Source organism: Stenotrophomonas sp. AG209 (assembly GCF_003550055.1).
GTDB lineage: Bacteria > Pseudomonadota > Gammaproteobacteria > Xanthomonadales > Xanthomonadaceae > Stenotrophomonas.
On record NZ_QXDB01000001.1, the window covers coordinates 2,108,075 to 2,131,472 of the forward strand.

Here is a 23,398-nt window from a genome sequence, read left to right on the forward strand (position 1 = left end):
CGGGGTTCTTCCTTGCATCGGGAAGGCGTGCCGACCAGGGTCGGCAACGACTGCCGGGGACGTGGACTTAGAAGTCCATGCCGCCCATGCCACCCATGCCGCCCATGCCACCGGCGCCACCCATGGCCGGCTCGTCCTTCTTCGGAGCTTCGGCAACCATGGCTTCGGTGGTGATCATCAGGCCAGCAATCGAAGCGGCGTTCTGCAGCGCCGAACGGGTCACCTTGGTCGGGTCCAGGATGCCGAACTGCAGCATGTCGCCGAACTCGCCGGTGGCGGCGTTGTAGCCGAAGCTGCCGGTGCCTTCCTTGACCTTGTTGATGATGACCGACGGCTCTTCGCCGGCGTTGGCCACGATTTCGCGCAGCGGGGCTTCCATCGCGCGCAGGGCGATCTGGATGCCGTGGTTCTGGTCTTCGTTGGCACCCTTCAGGCCGGCCAGTGCGGTGACCGCACGAACCAGGGCCACGCCGCCGCCCGGGACCACGCCTTCTTCAACGGCTGCACGGGTGGCGTGCAGGGCGTCGTCGACGCGATCCTTCTTTTCCTTCATTTCGATTTCGGTCGACGCGCCGACCTTGATCACGGCAACGCCGCCGGCCAGCTTGGCCACGCGTTCCTGCAGCTTCTCGCGGTCGTAATCCGAGGAGGTGTCCTGGATCTGGGTCTTGATCTGGCCGACGCGTGCATCGACGGCAGCCTTGTCACCCACGCCATCGATGATGGTGGTGTTTTCCTTGGAAACCTGCACCTTCTTGGCGCGGCCCAGGTCCTTGATGGTGGCCTTTTCCAGCGACAGGCCGACTTCTTCGGAGATCACGGTGCCGCCGGTCAGCACGGCCATGTCTTCCAGCATCGCCTTGCGACGGTCGCCGAAGCCCGGAGCCTTGACGGCCACGACCTTGACGATGCCACGGATGGTGTTGACCACCAGGGTCGCCAGCGCTTCGCCTTCAACTTCTTCGGCCACGATCAGCAGCGGCTTGCCGGCCTTGGCGACGCCTTCCAGCACCGGCAGCAGGTCACGGACGTTGGAGATCTTCTTGTCGTGCAGCAGGATGAACGGGTCATCCAGATCAGCGGTCTGCGACTGCTGGTTGTTGATGAAGTACGGGGACAGGTAGCCGCGGTCGAACTGCATGCCCTTGACCACGTCCAGCTCGTTGTCCAGGCCCGAGCCTTCTTCAACGGTGATCACGCCTTCCTTGCCGACTTCCTTCATCGCGTCGGCGATGATCTGGCCGATCGACTCGTCCGAGTTGGCCGAGATGGTACCGACCTGGGCAATCGCCTTGTCGTCGGCGGTCGGCTTGGAGATGGTCTTCAGTTCGGCAACGGCGGCCACGACGGCCTTGTCGATACCACGCTTCAGGTCCATCGGGTTCATGCCGGCGGCAACCGCCTTGGCACCTTCGCGGATCAGGGCCTGGGCCAGCACGGTGGCGGTGGTGGTGCCGTCGCCCGCGTCATCGTTGGTGCGCGAAGCAACTTCCTTCACCATCTGCGCGCCCATGTTCTCGAACTTGTCAGCCAGTTCGATTTCCTTGGCGACGGAGACGCCGTCCTTGGTGATGGTCGGCGCGCCGAAGCTCTTTTCCAGCACGACGTTGCGGCCCTTCGGGCCCAGGGTGGCCTTGACGGCATTGGCGAGAACGTTGACGCCGCGCACCATGCGCGAACGGGCGTCTTCACCGAAACGAATATCCTTGGCAGCCATTGCATTTACCTCATTGGTAGCGCCGGACGAGGCCCGGCGGCTGGGATTTGGGGATCAGGTTGAAACAGGTCGCGCCGGGGCTCAGCCGATGACGGCGAGCACGTCGTCTTCGCGCAGGACCTTGTACTCGACGCCTTCGCTCTTGTACGAGCTGCCGGCGTACTGGCCGTAGATGACCTTGTCGCCGACCTTCAGCGACGGAGCGCGCACGCTGCCGTTGTCCAGCGGCTTGCCCGGGCCGACGGCCACGACTTCACCCTTGGTGGACTTTTCCTTGGCCGAATCCGGAATGACGATGCCACCGGCGGAGATTTCGTCGGCTTCGATCGGCTTGACCACAACGCGGTCGTGCAGCGGCTTGATGCTCATGAGAGACCTCTTAAGTTATTGATTGGTCTGAAAAAGTCTGGCGATGTTAGCACTCACCCCAGGTGACTGCCAGCATTGCTCGCGAAAAAGCCCGATGAATCGGGAGCAGGACAGAGATGGAGCTGCGCCCGGACCTTTCAAGGCCGGGCGAGGAAAAATTTTCGCCGCCCCGGGATGCGCGGATTCCCGCCCTGCGTGAAGGCATTCAGGCCGGTGCAACGCGACAACCCCGTGCCCAAAACCCTCGACATTTGGTGACCCGCGTCGCACTGTCAGATATCTGACGTTCATTTACGACAAAGTGTCACTGGATCGGCCTTAGGCTCGGCCACGCATTCCCAATCACAAGGAGTAGTCGATGCGATTGCTGTCCCCGCTTGCCGCCGCCTGCCTGCTGGCCCTGGCCGCCGCGCCGGCCCAGGCCGAGGTCTTCATCAATGAACTGCACTACGACGACAGCACCGCCGCCGGTGACGTCGGCGAAGCGATCGAGGTCGTGGCCACCGCCGGTGAGGACCTGTCCGGCTACCGCCTGTACCTGTACAACGGCGCCAACGCCTCGGCCGCCGTGGTGTACGACAACAAGCCGGTGCCGGCTGGCAGCGCCGCCGGCTGCGGCAGCGCCACGATCGCCGTGGTCAACTACCCGACCAACGGCATCCAGAACGGCCCCAACGACGGCATCGCCCTGGTCGATGCCAGCGGCAAGGTGGTCCAGTTCCTCAGCTACGAGGGCGCCATCACCGCCTCCGGCGGCCCTGCCGCCGGCATGACCAGCCAGAACATCCCGGTGGCCGAGACCAACAGCACGGCGCCGGGCACCTCGCTGCAGCTGACCGGCAGCGGCAGCCAGTACGCCCACTTCACCTGGGCCGAGTCGGCCAAGCAGACGTTTGGCAGCTGCAACAACGGCCAGACCTTCAGCGGCGGTGGCACCCCGGGCCCGAACACGCCGCCGTCGGTCTCCACCACCACCCCGGCGCAGGGCAGCAGCACCTTCCCGGCCGCCGCCGACCTGGAAGTGGTGTTCAGCGAGACGGTGAACCTGGCCAGTGGCGCCTTCGCCCTGAGCTGCGGCACCTCCGGCAGCGTGCCGCTGACTTTCCCGGCCAGCGGCCGCAGCGTGAAGCTGTCCACCAACACCGCGCTGGTGGCCGGTGAAGCCTGCCGCTTCGATATCCGTGCCGCGCGCATCACCGACCTGCAGGGCGCGCACCCGGCCGCCGACAGCCGCATCGCCTTCACCGTGGCCAGCACCGGCGGCAATCCGGACCCGGGCAACCCGGGCGTGCCGGCCGGCTACTACTCCAAGGTCAACACCAGCAGCCCCAGCCAGCTGCGCTGCTCGCTGCACGCCACCATCAAGGGCCACACCGCCTATCCGTACAGTGGCTCGGGCACCAGTACCTGGACCATCCTGGAAATCGCCGACGAGGATCCGAACAATTCCGGCAGGATCCTGGATGCGTATCGCAACCACAGCTACGCCAAGGTGACCGATCGCGCCGGCAGCGGCAGTGGCCTGAAGTACAACCGCGAGCACACCTGGCCGAACTCGCTGGGCTTTGCCAGCACCACCGGCGACAAGGGCCTGCCCTACGCGCCGTACACCGACACCCACATGCTGTACCTGACCGACGCGCAGTGGAACGCCGACCGTGGCAACAAGCCGTTCGGCAAGTGCGACGCCAATTGCGGCGAGCGCGCCACCGAGGCCAACAACGGTCAGGGCGGCGGCAGCGGTGGCTATCCGGGCAACTCCAACTGGGTGCGCACGCCGGACGGCAACACCGGCACCTTCGAGGTGTGGGGCAAGCGCAAGGGCGACATGGCGCGTGCGGTGATGTACATGGCGATCCGCTACGAGGGCGGCAAGGATGCGGCCACCGGCCAGTCCGAGCCGGATCTGGAGCTGACCGACGACCGCAGCAAGATCGTCAAGACCAGCAGTTCGCCCGCCTACATGGGCCTGCTGTCGACGCTGATCGACTGGCACCTGTCCGATCCGCCGGATGATGCCGAGCGTGCGCGCAATGACGTGGTCTACAGCTTCCAGGGCAACCGCAATCCGTTCATCGACCACCCCGAGTGGGCAACCCCGGCCCTGTTCACCTCGGCCAAGCCGGCCACCTGCCAGCTGGCCAACTGACCGCGCAACGCAGCGGTCCACTGCCGCCGCCGGGCCCTGACCCGGCGGCGGCCCTATACTCGACGGTCATGTCGACCGTCGATCCCGTCCTGCTGCTGTTGACCACCTGCCCGGACCGGGCCAGTGCCGAGCGCATCGCGCACGCGCTGGTCGGCGAGCGCCTGGCGGCGTGCGTGACCCGCCTCGATGGCGCGCAGTCGACCTACCGCTGGCAGGGCGAGGTGACCACCGACGCCGAACTGCAGCTGCTGGTGAAAACCACCGCGAGCCGCGTCGATGACGCGATTGCCCGGATCGTCGCACTGCATCCGTATGAACTCCCGGAGTGCATCGCGGTCGAAACCCGGGCCGGCCTGCCGGCGTATCTGGACTGGATCCGGGCACAGACCCGGGAGGACACTGATTGAAGACTCTGTTTGCGCGCGGCGCCGCCTTGTGCGCCCTGTTGTGGCTCTCGCTGCCGGCCTTCGCGCTGGATGAGAAGGACCTGCTGCCGGTGGACCAGGCGTTCGCGCTGACCGCCAGTGCCCCCGAACGGGGCCAGGTGCAACTGCAGTTCAAGATCGCACCGGGCTATTACCTGTATCGCCACCGCACCAGCGTCAAGGCCGACCCGGCCTTCAACGCCGGCGCGCTGCAGATGCCCAAGGGCGACAGGCACCACGACGATTTCTTCGGCGAGGTCGAGACCTATCGCGAGCGTCTGCAGGCCACCCTGCCCGGCACGCCGACCGACGCCGCCGGCACCATCAGCCTGGAAGTGCGTTACCAGGGCTGCGCCGATGCCGGTGTCTGCTACCCGCCGCAGAAGCGCGTGGTGCAGGTCACCCTGCCGGGCGCCGGTGCGGCGGCCGCGGTGCCTGCCGCGCGTGCCGGTGCGGCAAGCCCGTTCAACAACCCGCTGGCCGGTGCCGGCAACAGCGGTGGCCTGCGCCTGCCGGGCGCGGCCAACAACAGCCAGGCCCTGCCGCTGCCGTCGGAACAGGCGTTCGGCTTCGATGCCATCGCCAGTGACGGCAACACCCTGCTGCTGCGCTTCAGCCCAGCGCCCGGCTATTACCTGTATCGCGACCGCACTTCGCTGAAGCTGGAAGGCAGCGCAGGCGTGCTGGCCGACAAGCCGCGCTGGCCAGCCGCGCAATCGCATCGCGACGAGCACTTCGGCGATGTCTCGGTCTACTTCAACCAGGTGGAAGTGCCGCTGCCGCTGCGCCGCACTGTCACTGATGCGGTCGACAGCACCCTGGTGGTGACCTTCCAGGGCTGCCAGACCGATGGCATCTGCTACCCGCCGATGACCCGCCGGGTGAAGCTGTCGATTCCGGCGGGCAAGCTCTCCGCCAGCACTGACCAGGCGCCAGCACGCAACGAGGTGATCAGCCCGCTGCGCGCCGCCGGCGCGCCACGTGAATCCGCCAACGGCGCACCGCTGCGCCTGCTGCCGACCGTGCCCAACGACGGCAGCGCCGCTCCCGCCGCCAGCGGCAGTGAGGGCGCACGCAATGAGTTCGCCGCCGACGCGCGCGATGGCAACGCCCTGCGCACGCGGCCACCGGTGACCACGCCGAATCCGGACCGCTCGTTCGTCTGGGTGCTGCTGCTGGCGCTGGCCGGCGGCCTGGTGCTGAACCTGATGCCCTGCGTGCTGCCGATCCTGTCGCTGAAGGTGCTGAGCCTGGCGCAGAGTGGCGAAAGCCCCGAGCGTGCGCGCAGCCATGCCCTCTGGTACACGCTGGGCGTGCTGGTCGCCTTCGCGGTGATCGGTGCGCTGATGGTGGGCCTGCGCGCGATCGGCAACGCCGTCGGCATCGGCTTCCAGCTGCAGCACCCGGGCGTGGTGGCGGCGCTGGCGTACATCATGTTCGCGGTGGGCCTGAGCCTGTCGGGCGTGTTCACCCTCGGCGGTGGCATCGGCAACCTCGGCCAGTCGCTGGCCAGCCGCAGCGGCCCGGCCGGTGATTTCTTCACCGGTGCGCTGGCCTGCCTGGTCGGCAGCGCCTGTGTCGGCCCGTTCATGGGCGGGGCGATTGCCTATGCCTTCATTGCCCCGCCGCTGAAGGCGATGACCGTGTTCCTGTTCCTCGGCCTGGGCCTGGCACTGCCGTTCCTGCTGATCGGCTTCGTGCCGGCGCTGGCACGCCGCCTGCCCAAGCCCGGCCCGTGGATGGAAACGCTCAAGCACGTGCTGGCCTTCCCGATGTATGCCACCGCGCTGTGGCTGCTGTGGGTACTGGGCAAGCAGCGCGGCGTGGACGGCATGGCGCTGGTGCTGGGCGGCCTGCTGCTGTTCGCCTTCGGCCTGTGGCTGTTTGAACGCAACCGCTGGACCGGCTCGCGCGCGGTGACCCTGCTCGGCGTGCTGCTGGCGATTGGTGCGCTGGTTCCTGCCTGGGGCGTGACCCAGCTGGCACCGCCGGCACGGGCCGCACAGGCGGCCAGCGAGAACGTGGTCGAGTATTCGCCGCAGTTGCTGGACCGCCTGCGCGCCGACAACCGCGTGGTGTTCGTCAACATGACCGCCGACTGGTGCGTGAGCTGCAAGGCCAATGAACGCGCCGTGCTGTCGCGGCCGGAGTTCAAGGAACTGCTCAAGCGCACCAACGCGGTGTACATGCGCGGTGACTACACCAATGTCGACCCGCAGATCACCACGTTCCTGGAAGAACACAAGGCCGTGGGCGTGCCGCTGTACGTGGTGTATGGCCCCGGCGCGCCGCCGACCGTGCTGCCGACCCTGTTGACCCAGGCGGTGGTCGAGGAAGCGCTGCTGCGCACCGCACGATGAAGTGGCAACGGCCAGCGCTGCTGTGGACAGCGGTGCTGGCCGCCGGCCTCGGCCTGTGGGCCGGGCATCGATTGTCACCTGGCCCGTCTGCACCGGCCGCGCCAGCGACGGCTTCCACGGCGACGGCCGTGACGCCCCCGCTGCAGGTGGGTGATCCCTTGCCGGCGCTGACGCTGCCGGACCTGGCGGGACAGCCGCTGGACCTGCGCGCTCGCTTCGCCGGCCGCCCGCTGCTGATCAACGTCTGGGCCAGCTGGTGTGCGCCCTGTGTGGAAGAGATGCCCGAACTGGCGCGCTTCGCCGATGCCCAGGGCGACAACGGCGTGCAGGTGCTGGGCATTGCGCTCGATACCCCGGACGACGTGCGCGCTTTCCTGCTGCGGGTGCCGGTGGACTACCCGATCGTGGTCGAGACGCCGGGGCCACGCGATGCCAGCGTGCAGTTGGGCAATATGCAGGGCCTGCTGCCCTACAGCGCGCTGTTCGATGCACAGGGGCGGCTGGTGAAGGCGAAGGTGGGACCTTTCGAACACGGCGAGATCGACCGCTGGGTGAAGTGAGGGTGTTTTTTTGCAGGGCTTGCAGCCCTGCACCCTGCTCAATGCAACGGCAACAGCCAAAGCCAAAGCGGGCATTCCGTGGGATGGCGGGGCACTGTAGGTGGTCAGGACACGCCGTAAACCCCGCTCCGCGGTCCGGCACAGCCGCCAGCGGCTGGGCCGGGCCCCGGAGGGGTACTTGCAGCGCCCCCCTCAACCGGACCCACCCCGCCAACCCACGGATAGCCCGCTTTTGACGTTGACGTTGACGTTGCCTCGGCGGGTGCCGGGCGCCGCCCGGCCGATCCCTCCGCTTGACCGCAGGCAGGGCGCCACGGAGAATTCCGCGACTAATTCTCATTTGCTGTTGCGCAGGATGCGGGCGGCAGCCTCCCGGGCCCCTCTCCTTCGATGTTCAAGAACGTCCTGTTCCAACTGCATTGGCTGCTGGGCATCACCGCCGGTGCCGTCCTGGCCGTGATGGGCCTCAGCGGCGCCGTGCTGTCCTTCGAGGACGAGCTGCTGCGCGCGGCCAATCCCGGCTTCGCCGAAATCGCCGAGCACCATGCGGACGGCCAGCATCCCCTTGCACTCAGTGAACTGGTGCCGTTGCTGCAGGCCGGCAGCGAGCGGCCCCTGCAACGCCTGCGCGTGGACGCCACTGGACAGCGGCCGTCGGTTGCGCGATTTGCCGGCGGCAAGGACCACTGGGTGTACTTCGATCCGTACAGCGGCGAGCGCTTCAGCGCCCTGCGCGGGCAGGCGTTCTTCGACTTCGTCGAAGACCTGCATCGCCACCTCGCCGCCGGTGAGCGCGGCAAGTGGATCACCGGCAGCTGTGCGATCGCGCTGCTGTTCTTCACCCTGTCCGGTCTTTACCTGCGCTGGCCACGGCGCTGGTGGCACTGGCGCAGCTGGCTGGCGGTGGAGTGGACGCGCAGCGGCCGTGGCTTCCTGTGGAGCCTGCACTCGGTGATCGGCACCTGGGTGCTGCTGATCTACCTGATGAGTGCACTGACCGGCCTGTGGTGGTCGTTCGACTGGTACCGCACCGCGGCCAACACGCTGCTGGGCGTGGCGCCGGCGGCAAAGCACAAGGTGGCCGCCGACGCGGCACTGGACCTGGATCGCATCGAGGCCACGCTGTACGCGCTGCCCGGCGTGCGCACCGGCTTCATCGACCTGCGCCTGCCGGAGAAGCCGGGGCAGGCGCTGAACGTGCGGGTGATGGCCGGCGATCCGTCGCAGCGCGGCGGCCACCACGATCGTGCGCATGACCTGCTGCAGCTCGATCCGGCCAGCGGCGCGATTCTCGATGCCCGTCCGTACGCACGCCAGGGTGCGGGCGGGCAGCTGGCCACCAGCGTGTTCGCGCTGCATTCGGGCAGCTACTTCGGTGTGCCCGGGCGGGTGGTGGTGATGCTCAGCAGCCTGGGCATGAGCCTGTTCTTCATCACCGGCTGGATGCTGTATCTGGACCGCCGCCGCAGCCAACGTGCGGCGCGAGGGCTGCGCCGGTCGCTGCCGACAACGACCACCGATGGCGGTGGTTCGCCATGGCTGGTGGTGCATGCCAGCCAGAGCGGACTGGGCGAACAACTGGCGTGGCGTGCGGCCGCGCAGCTGCAGGCGTCCGGTCATGCGGTGCAGGTGCTGCCGCTGGCCCGCGTCGATGCCGCGAAGCTGCAGGCCACCTCCCAGGCATTGCTGGTGCTGAGCACGTTCGGCGATGGCGAGCCGCCGGATGCGGCGCGCCGCGCCGCGCGGCTGCTGCTCGCACAACGCCTGGACCTGTCGTGCCTGCAGTTCGGCCTGCTTGCGCTGGGCGACCGCCAGTACCCTCATTACTGCGGCTTCGGCCGCCAGTTCGATGGCTGGCTGATCGACAACGGCGCGTGTCCGCTGTTCGAGCGCATCGATGTCGATGCCGCTTCGGTGCCGGCGCTGCGCCAGTGGCAGCAGCAGCTGGGTGCGCTGACCGGCATCACCACCGATGACAGCGTGCTGCCTGCGGCAACGCAGATGCATGAGTGGCGGCTGCTCGGCCGCGACCGCCTCAACCCGGGCAGCATCGGCGGAGCCATCTGGCGTATCCGTCTTGCCGCACCGGCCGACATGCAGTGGCAGGCGGGTGACATCCTGCACATCGCGCCCCGCCACAACGCGCGGCATGCCGGTGCCGTGTTGAAGGCCCATGGGCTGGACCCGCTGCAGCCACTGCTGGTCGACGGCCATCCGCGCACGCTGCTGGCGCTGGCCAGCGAACGCGAGCTGCCCGAGGCCGATGCTGCGCTGGCGGTGCAGGATGCCTGCCTGTGGCTGGCCGGGCTGCCGCTGCTGCCCAGCCGCGAGTATTCGGTCGCCTCCTGCACGGATGATGGCGTGGTGGAGCTGGTGGTGCGGCTGGTGCATGACGCCTCCGGTCGAGCCGGGCTGGGCTCGGGCTGGCTGTCGTTGCATGCGCCGATCGGTGCCAGCATCGTTGCCCGTGTGCATCGCAACCCCGGTTTCCATCGTGTCAGTGGCGCCCCGATGGTGCTGATCGGCAATGGCACCGGCATCGCTGGGCTGCGCAGCCTGTTGCGCGAAGCCGCCCACGCAGGCGAGCACGGGCACTGGCTGCTGTTCGGTGAGCGCCAGCGCGCACACGACTTCCTGTTCGCCGACGAGATCGAGGCCTGGCGGGCCCAGGGCCATCTCACGCGGGTGGACCTGGCGTTCTCACGCGATGGCAAGGGTAGTTACGTGCAGGATTACCTGCGGGCGGCCACCGATGCGCTGCGCGAGTGGATGCAGCGCGATGCGGTGATCCATGTCTGCGGCTCGCTGCAGGGCATGGCCGAAGGCGTGGACCAGGTGCTGCGTACCGCGCTGGGTGATGAAGTGGTGGAAACGCTGCTGGAAAACGGGCGCTACCGCCGCGACGTGTATTGAGCCACAAGGGTGGTGCCGGCCAGCGGCCGGCACTACCGGGGCAGCTTCAGGCCGCCGCACGCGCCTGCGGTATCGACTGCAGACGGAACGCGCCCACTGCTTCGGCCAGGGCATGTACCTGCGCCTGCATCTGCGCAGTCGAGGCACCGGCCTCTTCCACCAGGCTGGCGTTGCGCTGGGTGCTGGCTTCCATCTGCACGATGGTCTGGTTCACCTGGGCGATGCCGGCATGCTGGTCCTGCGACGCACTGCGGATGCCAGCCAGCAGGTCGGCCAGCTGCTGCACGCTGCCGACGATCTCGCCCATCGTGGTGCCGGCCTGCTCGGCCTGCCGGTTGCCCTGCCCGACGCGCGCCACCGAATCCTCGATCAGGCCCTTGATCTGCTTGGCCGCCTCGGCACTGCGCTGCGCCAGCAGGCGTACTTCGGCAGCCACCACGGCGAAGCTGCGGCCCTGCTCGCCGGCGCGCGCCGCTTCCACCGCCGCGTTGAGCGCAAGGATGTTGGTCTGGAAGGCGATGCCATCAATCAGCTGGGTGATGTCACCGATCCGCCGTGACGCTTCACTGATGCCATGCATGGTTGCCACCACCTGGCCAACAGCCTCACCGCCGCGCTGCGCCACTGCTGCCGCGCCCTGCACCAGGGCATCGGCGCGACCGGCGGCATCGGCGTTGCGGCCAACGGTGTCGGTCAGCTCATGCATCGACGCTGCGGTCTCTTCCAGGTTGGCGGCCTGTTGCTCGGTGCGCTGCGACAGATCGTGATGACCGGCAACGATCTCACCGACACCGGTATCGAGGCTGGACGTGGCCTGCTGGATGCGGGTGACGATGCGGCCCAGCTGCGCGACGGTGGCATTGGCATCGTCCCGCATGCGCGCGAACACGCCCTGCAGGTCCCCCTCCATGCGCACGCTGAGGTCGCCGCGGGCCAGTGCAGCGAGCAGTGCCTGCAGGTCACCGAGGTTGGTTTCAAAGGTGGCCAGCAGGCGATTGATGCTGGTCGACAACGTGCGCACGAAGCCCTGCTTGCCCTCCAGCGCGATACGGCCATGCAGGTCACCGTGTGCCGCCGCATCGACCAGGGCAGCCACTTCGGTTTCCAGCAGCGTCTCCAGCGCACGACTGCGCCATTCCACCGCTACGCCGAGGAACTGCCCTTCGTCGATGATGGGGTTGGCAATCAGCTGGTAGCGCACACCGACATGACCGATCTCGCGCTCCTCGCGCTGACGCACGCCGGCCAGGCTGGCCAACGCCGGATGCAGGCGCACTGCATCGCTGCCCACCAGGTCTTCGAGCTGGCGTTCGAGTTGCTGCAGCAGTGCCGGATTGACGTAGGCCACCTGGCCCTCGGCATCGATCACCATCAGCCCGGTCTGCGCGCTGTCCAGCGCCTGGCGCACGCGGGTATTGCCGCGCGCACCGGCACGCTCGGTCTCGATGCGCGCACGCAGGCGCTGCTGCATGTCGACCAGGCGCTGTGCCAGCTGTCCGATCTCGTCGTTGGCGTTGTACACGCGCAGGGTGGTATCCAGGCGGTCGTCGGCGATATCGCTGGCGAAACGCAGGGTGTCCTGGATCGGCTGGCGCACCGCACGCAGCACCAGCACCAGGCTGGTGATCAACACGCCGGCGACCAGCAGCAGGGTCACTGCGAACAGCACGCTCATGGTGCGCGTGCCGGCCTGCTGGCGCGCCTGTGCCTCGGCCAGCACCGCCATCTGGGCCTGCTGGAAGGCGGCCAGCGCCGGCGCCACGCCTGCGGCGGTATCCAGCAACGATTGCGCCTCCACATCCAGGCCAACGCGGGCGGCGGTATAGCCCAGCAACGCGACCTGATAGGCCTCCATGCCGTTGCGAAGGGCATCCTGCGCATCGGTCGGCAGGCCCACCAGCGCGAGATCGAACGGCAGTTTCTCTTCGCTCGCACGGTCGGCATGGGTGGAATCGCCATCGAGCAGCAGCAGCGCCTCCTGTCGGCGCATCTTCTGCAGGGACAACGCCAACGAAGGCCGCTGCAGCGCATCCACCTGCGCCTGCAGGGTGTCGGCGGCCTGCTGCAGCTGCGCGGCGAGGCCGGCATCGCCACGACCCATCTCATCGACGCGTTCGAACAGGGCGGCCACACCCTGCGAGAATGCACCGGCAGCTTCGGTCAGCGCCTGCAGCGCCTTGCGCCGGCCGGCATCCATCGGCATCGCGCGCAGCGCCTGAAGATCGGCCTGCAGCGCCTTCTGCGTCGCCAGCAGCTGCGCGCGGTCGGCATCGTCGAAACTGCGTGCATACTGGGTCTGCAGACGACGCGCCTCGGCCACCCGTGTCGCCAGGCTCGCGGCCAGATCGCTGCCGTGCTGGTAGCTGGCCTGGCTGCGTGCCGCCTGCGTGCTGGCATGGCCGGTCCAGGCGTAGACCGCAGCGATCGCGATCAGGCCCAGGCCACAGACCCACAGGGTCGCCTTGAGCTTGTTGGCTACGCTGAGCCGGTGCGGCTGCAGCCACAGCAGCAGGCCGGGGGACGCCGAGCGCAGCGCGGCAAGCCGCATGCGCAGGGACCGGAGGTGGGGGGCAACGGCCGACATGACAGACTCCAGGCGGAAGGACGCACCTGTATCGGCTGGAAATGGAGCAACTTTAGGGCGTTCTTGGTGCAGTTCCACCGATTGCTGGCGGACGCGGCCTTTGTACCCGGCACAGGCGACGGGGGGATGACACCCGCGCAGTGCTTGACCTCAACCCCGGTTGGGGGAGCACAGTGGACCTCCCTCCCCGCCCGGTGCCCCCATGACGACGCTCGATGTCCCCCGCTACCTGCAACGCCTGCAGCTGGATGCACCGCCACCGCTGACGCTGGCGGGCCTGACGCTGCTGCAGCAGCGCCACAACGCACTGCTGCCGTTCGAAACCCTCAGCTGCCTGCTGCGCGATGCAGTGCCGATCGACCTGGACAGCGTGCAGCGCAAGCTGCTCGACGACCACCGTGGCGGCTACTGCTTCGAACTCAATGGCGGCCTGCTGGCGCTGCTGCAGGCGCTGGGCTTCGATGCGCAGCCGTTGAGCGCGCGCGTGCTGCTGGCCGCCCAGGACGGCGAACTGACCGCACGGACCCACCTGCTGCTGCGCGTGCAGGTGGACGGCGATGACTGGCTGGTGGATGCCGGTTTCGGCAGCCTGACCCCGACCGTGCCGCTGCGCCTGCGTGATCCACAGCCGCAGGCCACGCCTCACGAGCGCTTCCTGCTGCAGCGCCTGCCCGGCGAGGGGGATTTCGTGCTGTCCGCCGAGTCCAGCGATGGCTGGCGGGCGATGTATCGCTTCGACCTGCACGCGCCGGCACCGATCGACAACGTGGTGGGCAACTGGTACGTGTGCACCCATCCCGATTCCAGTTTCCCCGGCCAGCTGCGCGCGTCACTGACCGGGCCGGACTGGCGACGCACCATCGGCAGCGGCAACTACACCGAGTACCGCCCTGGCCAGGCACCGGACAAGCGCCCGCTGCATGATGTTGGCGACGTGCGCGAAGTGTTGCAGCAACGCTTCGGCATGCAGTTGCCGGACGATCCACGGCTGGATCCGGCGATCAACGACTGGCTGCAGCGCTCGCGTGCCGCGACCCACGTGTAGCGTCGAGCCATGCTCGACTGCTGTTGGCGGCGCGGGGAACGCGTCAGTCGAGCATCGCTCGACGCTACAGAACCGCGCGCGCCTGCAATGCGATCCGGTTGCCTTCGCTGTCGCGGATCTCGGCCACGCGCCAGTCGCCGGCATCGGCCGGGCCGAAGCGCAGCTCGGCCCCTGCCTGCAGCGCACGCTCGAGGCTGGCATCCAGGTCATCGACGCCGATATAGATGCGCGCGCCCTGTTCGGAGGGCCGGTAGTCCGCACCCTGCACCAGCGACATGCTGGCGCCGGCGGCCTCATCGGCAAACGGCAGGTACGCCATCCTGCAGTCATGCAGCAGGATCGGTTCGTCCACCGCCACCTGCAGCCATTGCTGGTAGAACGTGATGGCCCGGACCAGGTCAGTGACCGGTATCTCAACGTGCAGGATGGGGTTCATCGCCGCAGGATAACCGGATACTGACACGGCCTTGCAGGGCGGCACTGGCATGCTGGGGCGCCCTTTCCCCGCGGAGTCCTGCATGTCCCTGGCCGATCATCGTAGTGCGCTGGCACCGCTGGGCTACCTGCGCGTGGCCATCAACCTGGGCAACCCGGTGCTGGCACAGGGCGATGCGCGCTCCCCGCGCGGGCCGTCGCTGGAACTGGCCACGGCATTGGCGCAGCGCATGGGCGTGCAGGCACGCTTCACCTGCCACGACTCAGCGGCCTCGGTGGTCGCTGCGGCCAGCGAGGATGCCTGGGACCTGGCCTTCCTGGCCATCGATCCGGCGCGTGCCGACCGCATCGCCTTCAGTGCCGCCTATGTGGAGATCGAAGGCACCTACCTGGTGCGCGAGGACAGCCCTGCGCAGCAGGTGGCCGACCTGGACCGCGATGGCCTGCGCATCGCGGTCGGTCGTGGCGCGGCCTACGACCTGTTCCTCAGCCGCGAACTGCGCCACGCCAAGATCGAGCGGGCCGAGACGTCGGCGGCGGCGATCACCCTGTTCGAGCAGCAGCGCCTGGATGCCGCCGCCGGCGTGCGCCAACCGTTGGCGGCATGGGCACAGGCCCATCCCGGCCACCGCGTACTGGCCGACCGCTTCACCGCGATCCAGCAGGCGGTCGCGGCGCCGGCCTCGCGCCCGGCCGATGCATTGCAGGCGCTGTTCGAGGACGTGGAGGCGATCAAGGCAGGCTCGTTGCTGGGCGAAGCCTTCGCCCGTGCCGGGCAGGCGGTTACGTTGGTACGGTGAATGCCGCGCACACGCAGTCGAGCATGGCCCAACGCTAAAGATGTGCGTCTGCCATGTGCCGCACGTGCTCGGCGGCCTGCGCATGCAGCCAGTCGCGGAACGCGAGGAAGCCACGATGGCGGGCCGAGCGCTGCGGGTAGACCAGCCAATGCGGCCAGGCGGTTTTCAGTCGCAGGCTGGACAGCGCCACCAGTTGGCCGGAATCCAGCAGCAGGCGCGCCCGCGTCACCCGTCCCAGCGCCACGCCTACCCCGTCCAGCGCCGCGCGGTGGTGCGCCTCCGAATCATCCAGCACCGCCACGAAGCGCGGCGGCGGGTTCTGTCCACTCAGCGCGAACCAGGCGCCCCACGCTCCATCGGGATCCCCCAACAGCGGCCACTGGTTCAGCGGCACGCGGTCGATCCCTCCCATGCGTTCGATCAGCGCCGGGCTGGCCATCGGCAGCAGCCACTCGTCGAACAGCGGCTCCACCACCAGGCCCGGCCACTGCCCGCTGCCCAGCCGCAGCGCGGCATCGAACTGGCGCTGCCGCTCGAAATCAACCAGGCGCTCACTTGACTGCAGGTTGATCTCGATCTGCGGGTGCTCGGCCACGAAGTGCCCCAGCCGCGGCACCAGCCACGCCGACGCCATCGACGGTACCGCGCTGATCGTCAGCACGTGCTCGGCGCGTGCGGCATAGGGCTGGAAGGCCTCGTTGATCGCATCCAGATGCGGGCCGACCTGGTCGAGCAGGCGCTGCCCCTCCAGCGTGAGGGTGACGCCACGCGGCTGGCGGACCAGCAACGGCTGCCCCAGCCGCTCTTCCAGCTGGCGCATCTGATGGCTGAGCGCACTGACGGTCAGGTTCATCGACGCCGCCGCGCGCGACAGGTTGCCGAGCCGGGCGGCAGCCACGAAACCCTGCAGGGCATGAAGGGGCGGACGGGACATAAGGCTTGAATTCCTCTCAAGGCATGCTTGCGGAAATGTCGCTTTTTGCCCTTCCATGCTGCCCGTATCGTGCAATCCACTCAAGTGGAGGCACGCTCATGAACATCTACGGCAGCCTGTTGTTCCTGCACGGCCACGTGGCCAGCGCCGAGCTGGCACGGCAGCTTGCCAGCCCGTCCACACCTGCCCCGCAGTGCCCGCGGCAACCGGCTGCGCCGGTTCAGCCGCCGCGAGCCCGTTGAGCGCCCCTCAGCCTGCATACCAGCGCTGGACGTGTTCAGGCAGCCACGGGGTCGGATCGATATCCAATGCCCGACAACCGTCGAGGGTGTCACGCAGCACGCCCTCGCCGGGGCCACCGGGCATCCGCAGGCCCTCCTCTTCCGGAAGCTGCACCGCAGCCCAGTCGTGCAGCCGATCCAGGCGCAGGCGCAGGGCGGCCCGCAGCCACGCCTTCAATGGATAACAGCGATAGCCTTGTTCGCCCAACGCGGCAATCGCAAGCGACAAAGCCTGGTTGGCACCACGTACCCATTCGGTGCGCCCCCCAGCCTTGTCCTGGACCGTCATCGGCGCCGGCGCGCGGTGCGCCTTGAACGGCGAACGCAGCTGCAGTTCCAGATCTCTTGCATCGCGCTCGCTTTCCGCTTCCACCAGTGCACCGGCGTCGAGATCGAAGAACTCGAACCAACGCCGGTGCAATGCGCTGATGCGTCCGAGCGGATCACGCGAGAAACCGATCTTCGCGTAGTCTTCCCACGCACAGGGGAAGACGTAGGCGAAGACACGACCGTCGATGCGGATATCCGACTGCATGTGCGCAGGCTGCCTCGACGACAGCCCGGGTGCAACCGGGCGTTACCGTGGACGCTGCAGTGCCTCCTGCACCGCCGCAGCCACGTCGGTGTTGTCGATGTAGCTGCCGTCATTCCAGCGCACGTGCTGGCGGTAACCGGCATCGACGCCCCGTACGCGCTTTCCAAGCAGCTCCGCACCTGCGCCCTTGGCCCACAGCGGCACCAGCGCATTGGAGTGGTTGCCGGTGGGCCGGAAGCTCATCCCCGGCATGCGTCCACGGCCGTTGTTGCGTACCGGCGCGAAGGCAACGTTCTGTGCATCCGGGCCCATCGGCATGCTGTTGTCATGGTCAGTGGTGACGATCAGCAGGTTGCGCTCCCAACCGCCGTTGCGCTCGATCCATTCAACCACTGCTGCCACTGCGTCGTTGAACTCCACGGTTTCCTCGATCAGGCGGCCGTACTGCGGCTGGTCGCTGCATTGGCCGTAGTGCCATTCGGTGCCGCAGGCGCTGGTGTGCGCGGCCCAGTCGGTGGCACCGCCTTCCACCATCAGGAACAGGCCCTTGGCCGAACGCTGCTGCAGGAACCGCAGCGCGCCACGCGTCATGGTCGCAAGATCGGGCACGCTGTCGATCTTCCTCACACCGGAAGGCGTGGCCGCATCCTTGTCCAGCACCTGCAGCTGGCGCGCCTGCTGGAGCGTATTGGCCACGCGCGGCACGCCGATCAGCGGCCGGTCGGCCGGCATCCGTCCCTGCGCCAGCGCGGCGAACTCATCCTTGCTGCGGATCAGGCGCCACGGCCCCGCCGGGTTGCCGGCAATGGTGCTGCCCGCTTCCAGCTGCTGCCAGTCCTGCGGGGAGACCCATTCCCACGGGTTCGCGCAGCCCTCGGCCTTCGCCACGCCGGCACCCTCGTCACAGGCGCGACCATCAACGCTGTAGCCGGGACCGCCGGTGCCCATCACCAGGTCCATGTGGCCCTGTGCCAGCATCTGGTGCGCAATGGCGTGATAGTTGTTGCGCGATTCGTTCTGCGCCGCGAACGCAGCCGGCGTTGCATGCGCGAACGGTACCGAGGTCACCACGCCGGTCGCCATGCCCAGGCGCTTGGCGCGCAGCGTATTGAACTCGACCGGATTGCCATCGTTGTTGTAATTGATGGCGTTGTTGTAGGTCTTGATGCCCGAGGACAACGCCGTACCGGCCGCAGCACTGTCGGTTGCGACCGCCGCCAGATACTGGTAGCCGACGAACGGCAGGTCCTGCGCCGGCACCGGTTCGCTGTCCCAGGCCTTGCCCGCGTCGTAGCCCAGGGTCTGTGCGTTGTCGCGGGTCGGCTGGCTGCTGGCGTTCAACGGGAAGGTGGTGACCGCCAGACGCTGCGGGAAATCCGCATATGGCGCGCCTTCGCGGCTGCCGTATTGCCAGTAGGCGGCGGCATCCCAGGTACCCCAACCGGCACCGTCGTTGATCATCACGATCACGTTGTGCGGGCGCGCTTCGGCGGAAGCAGCAGCCTCGGCGCGTAGGTTGGGCTGGCAGCCGTCCAGCGCGGCCAGCGCAAGCAGCAGCGAGGAATGGAGCCAGCGGCGTGGCAGGCGTGCAGTCATCAGAGATCCCGTCGGGCCAGCGGCGGCCCACAATGACGGTACGTTATATCGTTTCAATATTGCAGCTTCATGCAGCCACCGCGGGCTATCCTGCAGGCCCTCCTCCATCGCCGCATCCATGCCGTCTCCTGCTCCTGCGCGCGCGTCGCTGTCCTCGATCACTCTCGATGCGGCAACCTTCGCGGTGATCCACCAGCACAACGCGGACATCGCGCGGCAACCGGCCTCGCTGACCAAGCTGATGGCCGCCTACGCCGCTTACGAATGCGTCGAAGAGAACGCTCGTGCGTGGGACGAAGTGGTAACCATCGCCGCCGAAGATGTGCACGCGGTGGCCGAGGATGAAACGCGCATGGGCCTGGCGCCCGGCGAAACGGTCAGCCTGGCACGCCTGCTGGAAGGGTTGATGATCGTCTCCGGCAATGATGCGGCGCTGGCCATCGCGCGCCATCTGGACGGATCACAACCCGCATTCCTGGACCGCATGAACCGGCACGCGCGCCAGCTCGGCCTGCGCAGCACGTGGTTCGCCAGCGTGTCCGGCATCACCACCGCGCACCATGCCTCCAGCGCGCGCGACATGGCGGTACTCGCCGCCTGCCTGCTGAATGACCATCCGCAGATACTGGCAATCACCGCGCAGCGCGCGTTCGCGCATGGCAGCTTCAGCCGCAGCAACCAGAACGCCCTGCTTGGCGAAAACGGCGTGGATGGATTGAAGACCGGCTACACCCAGGCAGCAGGCTTCTGCCTGGCCGCCACCGCATGCCGGTCAGTGCCCGGGCGGGATCAGCCGGTACGCCTGATCACCGTGGTGCTGGGTTCTGAAAGCCGTGACGCACGCGATGCCCTTGTGCGCGAGCGTCTGGCCGCCGGGTTCACAGCGCTGGCCGGCAACACCGCCGACGCCTGAGCGGCTCAGCGCCGCTTGACCGTCGCCACGATCAAGCGCTGCAGCTCGGCCTCGGCGTCGGCCTTGTCCAGCGCGCCTGCTGCCACGGCTTCGGACAGGGCCTCGGCCGCACCGAGAATCGCCCAGCACCCGGCCAGTGGCACCGTGCCGTCGGCCGCAAATGGGCCCAGCCAGATGTCGCAGTTGTCGATGAAATCCTGCTGGTAGCGCCGCCTCACCTCGCGCAGTTCGGGTGCACCGACCAGCGCGGCAAGGATGCCCTGCACTTCGCTGCCCTGGCTGAGGATGCAGTCGATGTAGCCGGAGGCGATTGCCGCCGCACGATCGGCCAACTGCGCCCGGGCGCGGCCGATGCGCTCGTTGAAGACCATCGTCTGGCGACCGTCGTAGTCATCGTAGAGCGCGGCCAGCAGCCCATTGCGGGTCACGAAGTGATCGTAGGCCACCGGCTTGGTCACACCCGCAGCCTCGGCCAGCCGCCCCAGCGTCAGCGCATCGGTACCTTCGTCGCCGACCAGCGCCCAGGCCACGTCCAGCAACTGGCGGGCGCGTTGCTCACGGGTCAATCGGCGGCGCGTGGGTGCGGCGTTGGCAGGCATCGGTGGAGCACGGCGGTCAGCGCATCGGAGTACCGATTTTACGGCCGATCGCCAGCGCGGTCTGCAGATGCGCTTCGGCTGTACCGGAATCGGCGTCCAGCAGCAGGTCGGACGACAGCACGCGCGCGCCGCAGTAGTCGAAGATGCCCATGTCGATCTGGGTCTTCATCGCCGCACCGTAGCCGCGCCGTTCGATCATGTCCGCGCCGGCCCCGCCGATGCCGACCAGGTGCACGCGCAACCGCTGCAGCTTTTTCTGCACCTTGCCATCGGCACCGTCCTGGTAGGCCCAGCCCTGGGTGAACACACGATCGATCCAGCCCTTCAGCAGCGCGGGGAACGACCACCAGTACAACGGGTAGACCAGTACCAACGTGTCGGCAGCCTCCAGCCGCGCCTGCTCGGCGGCGACGTCGGCCGGCGTTGCGCCGGTGCCACGGAACAGCGCGTGGTCCTGCATGTTGAAGCGCGGATCGAAGCCTTCGGCCATCAGATCGGCGTGGGTCACGCGGTTGGCGGCGTCCGACGCGATGATGGCTTCGCCGATGCACCTGGCGATGGCATGGGTCAACGCGGCGGATTCAGGATGGGCGGTAACGATGAGGGTGTGCATGGGGGATGTCCGGAATTCACTAACTACCAATAGTAAGTAGTGACGCCCGGGATACCAGCACCATGCGTGGGACGCTGTTTCCGCATCCACCGTATAGTGCGGCGGTTCCCGCTGAGATACCCGACGATGCACCGATATCTGCTTGCCCTTCTGCTGGCCCTGCCCATGGCAATGGCCGTTGCGCCAGCGCTGGCCGGTGAACTCAGTCCGGAAGACTCGGCTGCATTGCGCAAGGAGGTGCAGGCGATGATGGACGCCTTCGCCCGGGGCGATACCGAGCTGATCATCGCGCGCACCCATCCCAGCCTGAAGCAGCTGGCTGGCGGCGACGAGGCCTTTGCGCGGGCGACCCGCGACACGGTGAAGGCGCTGCGCAAGGCCGGCGTCACCATCATCAGCGACGAGGCGGGCGTGCCAGGCCGCACCTATGCGGCCGGTGACGAGGAAGTCTGCTTCGTACCGCGCCAGTCGCTGCTGCGCGTGCGCGAGGCGCCGATGCGCAGCACGTCATTCATGGTCGCTGTGCGGAGCGTCGGTACCACGCAATGGCGCTATCTGGATGGCGCCGCGCTGCCGGACAACCCCGGGCTGTTGCAGCAGCTGCTGCCCGACCTGGAACCGGGCGTGGTCCTGCCGGAGAGTGAGACGGAAGCGCTGTAGGCGTAGGCGCATCCATCCACGCATGGCGTGGATCCACTGTCCCTGCTGGCCAGAGTCCGCACCGGGGTTTCCGTCAACGGAACAGCGCGTTCAACGCCGCACCCGAGGCCGCCTGCTGCAGGCCATCGAAGCGGCCGTCCTGCGCGATCGGCTGGGTCGCCTGCATCAGCCCACCCCACGCCGCACGCGCCAGCGCACCGCCCAGGCTGACCCGGCGCACGCCGAGTGCGGCGATGTCCTGCAGGCTCAGCGGTGTCGGTCCACCGACCAGCAGGTTCACCGGCTTCGGCCCCGCAGCGGCGACCACCGCGCTGATCTGTTCACGCGTGCTGATGCCCGGTGCATACAGCACATCGGCGCCGGCCTCGGCGTAGGCGCGCAGGCGCTGCAGGGTGTCCTGCAGATCCGGCACGCCGACGAAGAAGTTCTCGGCCCGCCCGACCAGCAGCACATCGCCACCCGCGTGGTCGATGGCCGCACGTGCCGCGCGCAGTCGCTCGACCGCCTGCCCGATCGGCCGCAGCGGCGCATCAGCTACGCCACTGGCATCCTCGATCGACAACGCCGCGATGCCGGTATCGATCGCCGCCGCCACCGCCTCCCCCACTGCCTGTGGCGTGGCGCCGAAGCCATCACCGAAATCGGCGTTCAACGGCAGCGGTGTCGCTGCCGCCATCAGCCGCAGATGTTCCAGCGTGGCCTGCAGCGAAACCGCCCCATCCGGCCGCCCTTCACTCCAGGCGCAGCCGGCACTGGTCGTGGCCAGTGCCTGGAAGCCCTGCCGCTGCAGGTAGCGTGCACTGCCCACGTCCCACGGATTGGGCAGGACGAAGCACCCTGCTGCATGCAGCTGGCGGAAGGCCGCGCGCTTGCGTTGGGTATCGGCATCGGACGAGGTCATGGCGGGCTCCGGGGCGGCAGACCTGCACCCTAGCCCGCCGCCCGGTCGCGCTCAATGGCGATGAAGGCAGCCGTGCATGAGGTGATGCCGCCTGCTTATTGGACGCTGTGGATGCAGGTGCCCGAGCGTGCTTGCCTGCCCACACAATGCCGCCACGGAGCCCTTCATGCACCCGGACCCGCCGACCCTCATCGACGCCGGCGACGATGACGCCCACTGGGCCGACCTGCTCTCGCCCGCACGGCGTCGCCTGATCGCCTCGGCCGGACTGGCCGCCGGTGGGCTGGCCAGCGCGTCGACCGCCACCGCAGCCGCGCGCAGCGACAGCACGGTGAACACCACCGAACCCGGGCGCCCTGGCTTCCGCACCATCATCCCGCCGGCGCCGGAGGGCCGCAGCCCCTGGGGCCAGGCCACCGCCAGCGAACCGACCCCGCGCCCGGCCAGCGTGCGCCCCGGCGAGGCCACGCTGCCCACCCGGCCACGCGCCTACACCGCCATCAAGAGCTACCACGCGCATATCTACTTCGACGAGGACAGCTTCGAGAAGGCCGCGCTGCTGCGGCGCTGGGCCGCCGAGCGCTTCCCGGTCGAGCTGGGCAACTGGAACCTTGAGCCGCGCGGACCGCACGTCACTCCCTCGTTCTATTTCGGCTTCACCAACGACCTGCTGCCGGTGCTGGTGCCCTGGCTGCAGCTCAACAGCCTGGGGCTGACCATCCTGATCCACCCCAACACCGGTGATGGCCGCGCCGACCATCTGTATTACGCGTTATGGGTGAATCGCGCGCAGCCGGTGAACGCCTACAACTGGCCGACGCCGAAGCCGGGGGAACGGGAGCCGCTGGAGGAGGTGTTCCCGAACGTGGTGCCGACGGTGCCGCTGGAGACCTGAGCGGGTGCGTGGCGGGGGCGGTGGGTGGCGTGCAGCGCGCCTCGGGCTGCCCCTCGGTGGGTGCGTAGCTTGCTGCGCACCGAACTTCCTTCATCCACGCATGGCGTGGATCCG

21 protein-coding genes are annotated in these 23,398 nt (G+C 68.2%); 11 read left to right on the forward strand and 10 right to left on the reverse strand.

What is annotated here, in order from left to right; genetic code table 11:
• Positions 1-67: 67 nt before the first annotated feature.
• Both groL and DFO63_RS09810 read right to left on the reverse strand, forming a co-directional pair.
• A complete protein-coding gene (gene groL / locus DFO63_RS09805; RefSeq protein ID WP_014038666.1) occupies positions 68-1,717 on the reverse strand; it encodes a chaperonin GroEL in 1,650 nt (549 codons plus the stop codon).
• An 81-nt stretch (positions 1,718-1,798) separates the two neighbouring features.
• Positions 1,799-2,086 (reverse strand): co-chaperone GroES, encoded by a 288-nt coding sequence (locus DFO63_RS09810; protein ID WP_006396661.1) that lies wholly within the window; start codon positions 2,084-2,086, stop codon positions 1,799-1,801.
• 358 nt (positions 2,087-2,444) lie between these two features.
• On the opposite strand from DFO63_RS09810, the gene DFO63_RS09815 reads away from it, so the two are divergent.
• The 5 genes from DFO63_RS09815 to DFO63_RS09835 all read left to right on the forward strand — a co-directional run bounded on the left by DFO63_RS09815 (position 2,445) and on the right by DFO63_RS09835 (position 10,493).
• Positions 2,445-4,235 carry an endonuclease gene (locus DFO63_RS09815; RefSeq protein ID WP_049443265.1) on the forward strand — a complete coding sequence of 597 codons (1,791 nt, stop codon included), beginning with the start codon at positions 2,445-2,447 and terminating at the stop codon, positions 4,233-4,235.
• 68 nt (positions 4,236-4,303) lie between these two features.
• Positions 4,304-4,642, forward strand: a complete 339-nt coding sequence (gene cutA, locus DFO63_RS09820; protein WP_014648595.1) for a divalent-cation tolerance protein CutA — start codon at positions 4,304-4,306, stop codon at positions 4,640-4,642.
• Positions 4,639-7,020 carry a protein-disulfide reductase DsbD gene (locus DFO63_RS09825; RefSeq protein ID WP_049443264.1) on the forward strand — a complete coding sequence of 794 codons (2,382 nt, stop codon included), beginning with the start codon at positions 4,639-4,641 and terminating at the stop codon, positions 7,018-7,020. The genes cutA and DFO63_RS09825 overlap by 4 nt, the downstream gene beginning before the upstream one ends.
• Positions 7,017-7,580, forward strand: a complete 564-nt coding sequence (locus DFO63_RS09830; protein ID WP_119006826.1) for a TlpA disulfide reductase family protein — start codon at positions 7,017-7,019, stop codon at positions 7,578-7,580. The genes DFO63_RS09825 and DFO63_RS09830 overlap by 4 nt, the downstream gene beginning before the upstream one ends.
• Before the next feature lie 390 nt (positions 7,581-7,970).
• Positions 7,971-10,493 carry a sulfite reductase flavoprotein subunit alpha gene (locus tag DFO63_RS09835; protein WP_119006827.1) on the forward strand — a complete coding sequence of 841 codons (2,523 nt, stop codon included), beginning with the start codon at positions 7,971-7,973 and terminating at the stop codon, positions 10,491-10,493.
• A gap of 46 nt (positions 10,494-10,539) precedes the next feature.
• On the opposite strand, the gene DFO63_RS09840 is transcribed toward DFO63_RS09835, so the two are convergent.
• Positions 10,540-13,077, reverse strand: a complete 2,538-nt coding sequence (locus DFO63_RS09840; RefSeq protein WP_101766163.1) for a methyl-accepting chemotaxis protein — start codon at positions 13,075-13,077, stop codon at positions 10,540-10,542.
• A gap of 202 nt (positions 13,078-13,279) precedes the next feature.
• Here DFO63_RS09840 and DFO63_RS09845 point away from each other — a divergent pair, with 202 nt between their 5' ends.
• Entirely contained in the window at positions 13,280-14,122 is an 843-nt protein-coding gene (locus DFO63_RS09845) for an arylamine N-acetyltransferase (RefSeq protein WP_101766164.1), read from the forward strand.
• A gap of 64 nt (positions 14,123-14,186) precedes the next feature.
• Here DFO63_RS09845 and DFO63_RS09850 read toward each other — a convergent pair whose 3' ends face one another.
• Positions 14,187-14,558: a VOC family protein gene (locus DFO63_RS09850; protein ID WP_101766165.1), complete on the reverse strand. Its 372-nt coding sequence runs from the start codon at positions 14,556-14,558 to the stop codon at positions 14,187-14,189.
• 82 nt (positions 14,559-14,640) lie between these two features.
• On the opposite strand from DFO63_RS09850, the gene DFO63_RS09855 reads away from it, so the two are divergent.
• Positions 14,641-15,357 (forward strand): transporter substrate-binding domain-containing protein, encoded by a 717-nt coding sequence (locus DFO63_RS09855; RefSeq protein WP_101766166.1) that lies wholly within the window; start codon positions 14,641-14,643, stop codon positions 15,355-15,357.
• 34 nt (positions 15,358-15,391) lie between these two features.
• Here DFO63_RS09855 and DFO63_RS09860 read toward each other — a convergent pair whose 3' ends face one another.
• Positions 15,392-16,291 (reverse strand): LysR substrate-binding domain-containing protein, encoded by a 900-nt coding sequence (locus DFO63_RS09860; protein WP_101766167.1) that lies wholly within the window; start codon positions 16,289-16,291, stop codon positions 15,392-15,394.
• Between the two features lie 98 nt (positions 16,292-16,389).
• Here DFO63_RS09860 and DFO63_RS22115 point away from each other — a divergent pair, with 98 nt between their 5' ends.
• Positions 16,390-16,533, forward strand: a complete 144-nt coding sequence (locus DFO63_RS22115) for a hypothetical protein (RefSeq protein ID WP_182474401.1) — start codon at positions 16,390-16,392, stop codon at positions 16,531-16,533.
• Between the two features lie 7 nt (positions 16,534-16,540).
• Here DFO63_RS22115 and DFO63_RS09865 read toward each other — a convergent pair whose 3' ends face one another.
• Complete coding sequence (locus tag DFO63_RS09865; RefSeq protein WP_101766168.1) at positions 16,541-17,107, reverse strand: GIY-YIG nuclease family protein; 567 nt, start codon at positions 17,105-17,107, stop codon at positions 16,541-16,543.
• A gap of 42 nt (positions 17,108-17,149) precedes the next feature.
• Positions 17,150-18,703 (reverse strand): alkaline phosphatase, encoded by a 1,554-nt coding sequence (locus tag DFO63_RS09870; protein WP_119006828.1) that lies wholly within the window; start codon positions 18,701-18,703, stop codon positions 17,150-17,152.
• A gap of 118 nt (positions 18,704-18,821) precedes the next feature.
• Here DFO63_RS09870 and DFO63_RS09875 point away from each other — a divergent pair, with 118 nt between their 5' ends.
• A complete protein-coding gene (locus DFO63_RS09875) occupies positions 18,822-19,616 on the forward strand; it encodes a D-alanyl-D-alanine carboxypeptidase family protein (protein WP_119006829.1) in 795 nt (264 codons plus the stop codon).
• Positions 19,617-19,621: 5 nt separating this feature from the next.
• Here the strand turns inward: DFO63_RS09875 and DFO63_RS09880 are convergent, their stop codons facing one another.
• Together DFO63_RS09880 and DFO63_RS09885 are read right to left on the reverse strand one after the other, a co-directional pair.
• A complete protein-coding gene (locus DFO63_RS09880; protein WP_101766171.1) occupies positions 19,622-20,215 on the reverse strand; it encodes a TetR/AcrR family transcriptional regulator in 594 nt (197 codons plus the stop codon).
• Between the two features lie 16 nt (positions 20,216-20,231).
• Complete coding sequence (locus DFO63_RS09885; RefSeq protein WP_101766172.1) at positions 20,232-20,828, reverse strand: NAD(P)H-dependent oxidoreductase; 597 nt, start codon at positions 20,826-20,828, stop codon at positions 20,232-20,234.
• Between the two features lie 126 nt (positions 20,829-20,954).
• On the opposite strand from DFO63_RS09885, the gene DFO63_RS09890 reads away from it, so the two are divergent.
• Complete coding sequence (locus DFO63_RS09890; protein WP_101766173.1) at positions 20,955-21,488, forward strand: hypothetical protein; 534 nt, start codon at positions 20,955-20,957, stop codon at positions 21,486-21,488.
• Between the two features lie 73 nt (positions 21,489-21,561).
• Here DFO63_RS09890 and DFO63_RS09895 read toward each other — a convergent pair whose 3' ends face one another.
• Positions 21,562-22,389, reverse strand: coding sequence for an isocitrate lyase/phosphoenolpyruvate mutase family protein (locus DFO63_RS09895; RefSeq protein ID WP_049443250.1), 828 nt, complete (start codon positions 22,387-22,389; stop codon positions 21,562-21,564).
• A gap of 166 nt (positions 22,390-22,555) precedes the next feature.
• Here DFO63_RS09895 and DFO63_RS09900 point away from each other — a divergent pair, with 166 nt between their 5' ends.
• The gene (locus tag DFO63_RS09900) at positions 22,556-23,284 is read left to right on the forward strand and encodes a DOPA 4,5-dioxygenase family protein (RefSeq protein ID WP_049443249.1); all 729 of its coding nucleotides are present in this window, start codon (positions 22,556-22,558) and stop codon (positions 23,282-23,284) included.
• Positions 23,285-23,398 lie beyond the last annotated feature (114 nt).

Excerpts from the sequence above, each read along its gene's own strand:
- DFO63_RS09855 (WP_101766166.1), top strand. The coding sequence starts at position 14,641 with ATGTCCCTGGCCGATCATCGTAGTGCGCTGGCACCGCTGGGCTACCTG.
- DFO63_RS09895 (WP_049443250.1), bottom strand. The coding sequence starts at position 22,389 with ATGACCTCGTCCGATGCCGATACCCAACGCAAGCGCGCGGCCTTCCGC.
- DFO63_RS09900 (WP_049443249.1), top strand. The coding sequence starts at position 22,556 with ATGCACCCGGACCCGCCGACCCTCATCGACGCCGGCGACGATGACGCC.
- DFO63_RS09870 (WP_119006828.1), bottom strand. The coding sequence starts at position 18,703 with ATGACTGCACGCCTGCCACGCCGCTGGCTCCATTCCTCGCTGCTGCTT.
- DFO63_RS09845 (WP_101766164.1), top strand. The coding sequence starts at position 13,280 with ATGACGACGCTCGATGTCCCCCGCTACCTGCAACGCCTGCAGCTGGAT.
- DFO63_RS09860 (WP_101766167.1), bottom strand. The coding sequence starts at position 16,291 with ATGTCCCGTCCGCCCCTTCATGCCCTGCAGGGTTTCGTGGCTGCCGCC.
- DFO63_RS09815 (WP_049443265.1), top strand. The coding sequence starts at position 2,445 with ATGCGATTGCTGTCCCCGCTTGCCGCCGCCTGCCTGCTGGCCCTGGCC.
- DFO63_RS09880 (WP_101766171.1), bottom strand. The coding sequence starts at position 20,215 with ATGCCTGCCAACGCCGCACCCACGCGCCGCCGATTGACCCGTGAGCAA.
- DFO63_RS09850 (WP_101766165.1), bottom strand. The coding sequence starts at position 14,558 with ATGAACCCCATCCTGCACGTTGAGATACCGGTCACTGACCTGGTCCGG.
- DFO63_RS09865 (WP_101766168.1), bottom strand. The coding sequence starts at position 17,107 with ATGCAGTCGGATATCCGCATCGACGGTCGTGTCTTCGCCTACGTCTTC.
- DFO63_RS09830 (WP_119006826.1), top strand. The coding sequence starts at position 7,017 with ATGAAGTGGCAACGGCCAGCGCTGCTGTGGACAGCGGTGCTGGCCGCC.
- DFO63_RS09890 (WP_101766173.1), top strand. The coding sequence starts at position 20,955 with ATGCACCGATATCTGCTTGCCCTTCTGCTGGCCCTGCCCATGGCAATG.
- cutA (WP_014648595.1), top strand. The coding sequence starts at position 4,304 with ATGTCGACCGTCGATCCCGTCCTGCTGCTGTTGACCACCTGCCCGGAC.
- groL (WP_014038666.1), bottom strand. The coding sequence starts at position 1,717 with ATGGCTGCCAAGGATATTCGTTTCGGTGAAGACGCCCGTTCGCGCATG.
- DFO63_RS09875 (WP_119006829.1), top strand. The coding sequence starts at position 18,822 with ATGCCGTCTCCTGCTCCTGCGCGCGCGTCGCTGTCCTCGATCACTCTC.
- DFO63_RS09810 (WP_006396661.1), bottom strand. The coding sequence starts at position 2,086 with ATGAGCATCAAGCCGCTGCACGACCGCGTTGTGGTCAAGCCGATCGAA.
- DFO63_RS09840 (WP_101766163.1), bottom strand. The coding sequence starts at position 13,077 with ATGTCGGCCGTTGCCCCCCACCTCCGGTCCCTGCGCATGCGGCTTGCC.
- DFO63_RS22115 (WP_182474401.1), top strand. The coding sequence starts at position 16,390 with ATGAACATCTACGGCAGCCTGTTGTTCCTGCACGGCCACGTGGCCAGC.
- DFO63_RS09835 (WP_119006827.1), top strand. The coding sequence starts at position 7,971 with ATGTTCAAGAACGTCCTGTTCCAACTGCATTGGCTGCTGGGCATCACC.
- DFO63_RS09885 (WP_101766172.1), bottom strand. The coding sequence starts at position 20,828 with ATGCACACCCTCATCGTTACCGCCCATCCTGAATCCGCCGCGTTGACC.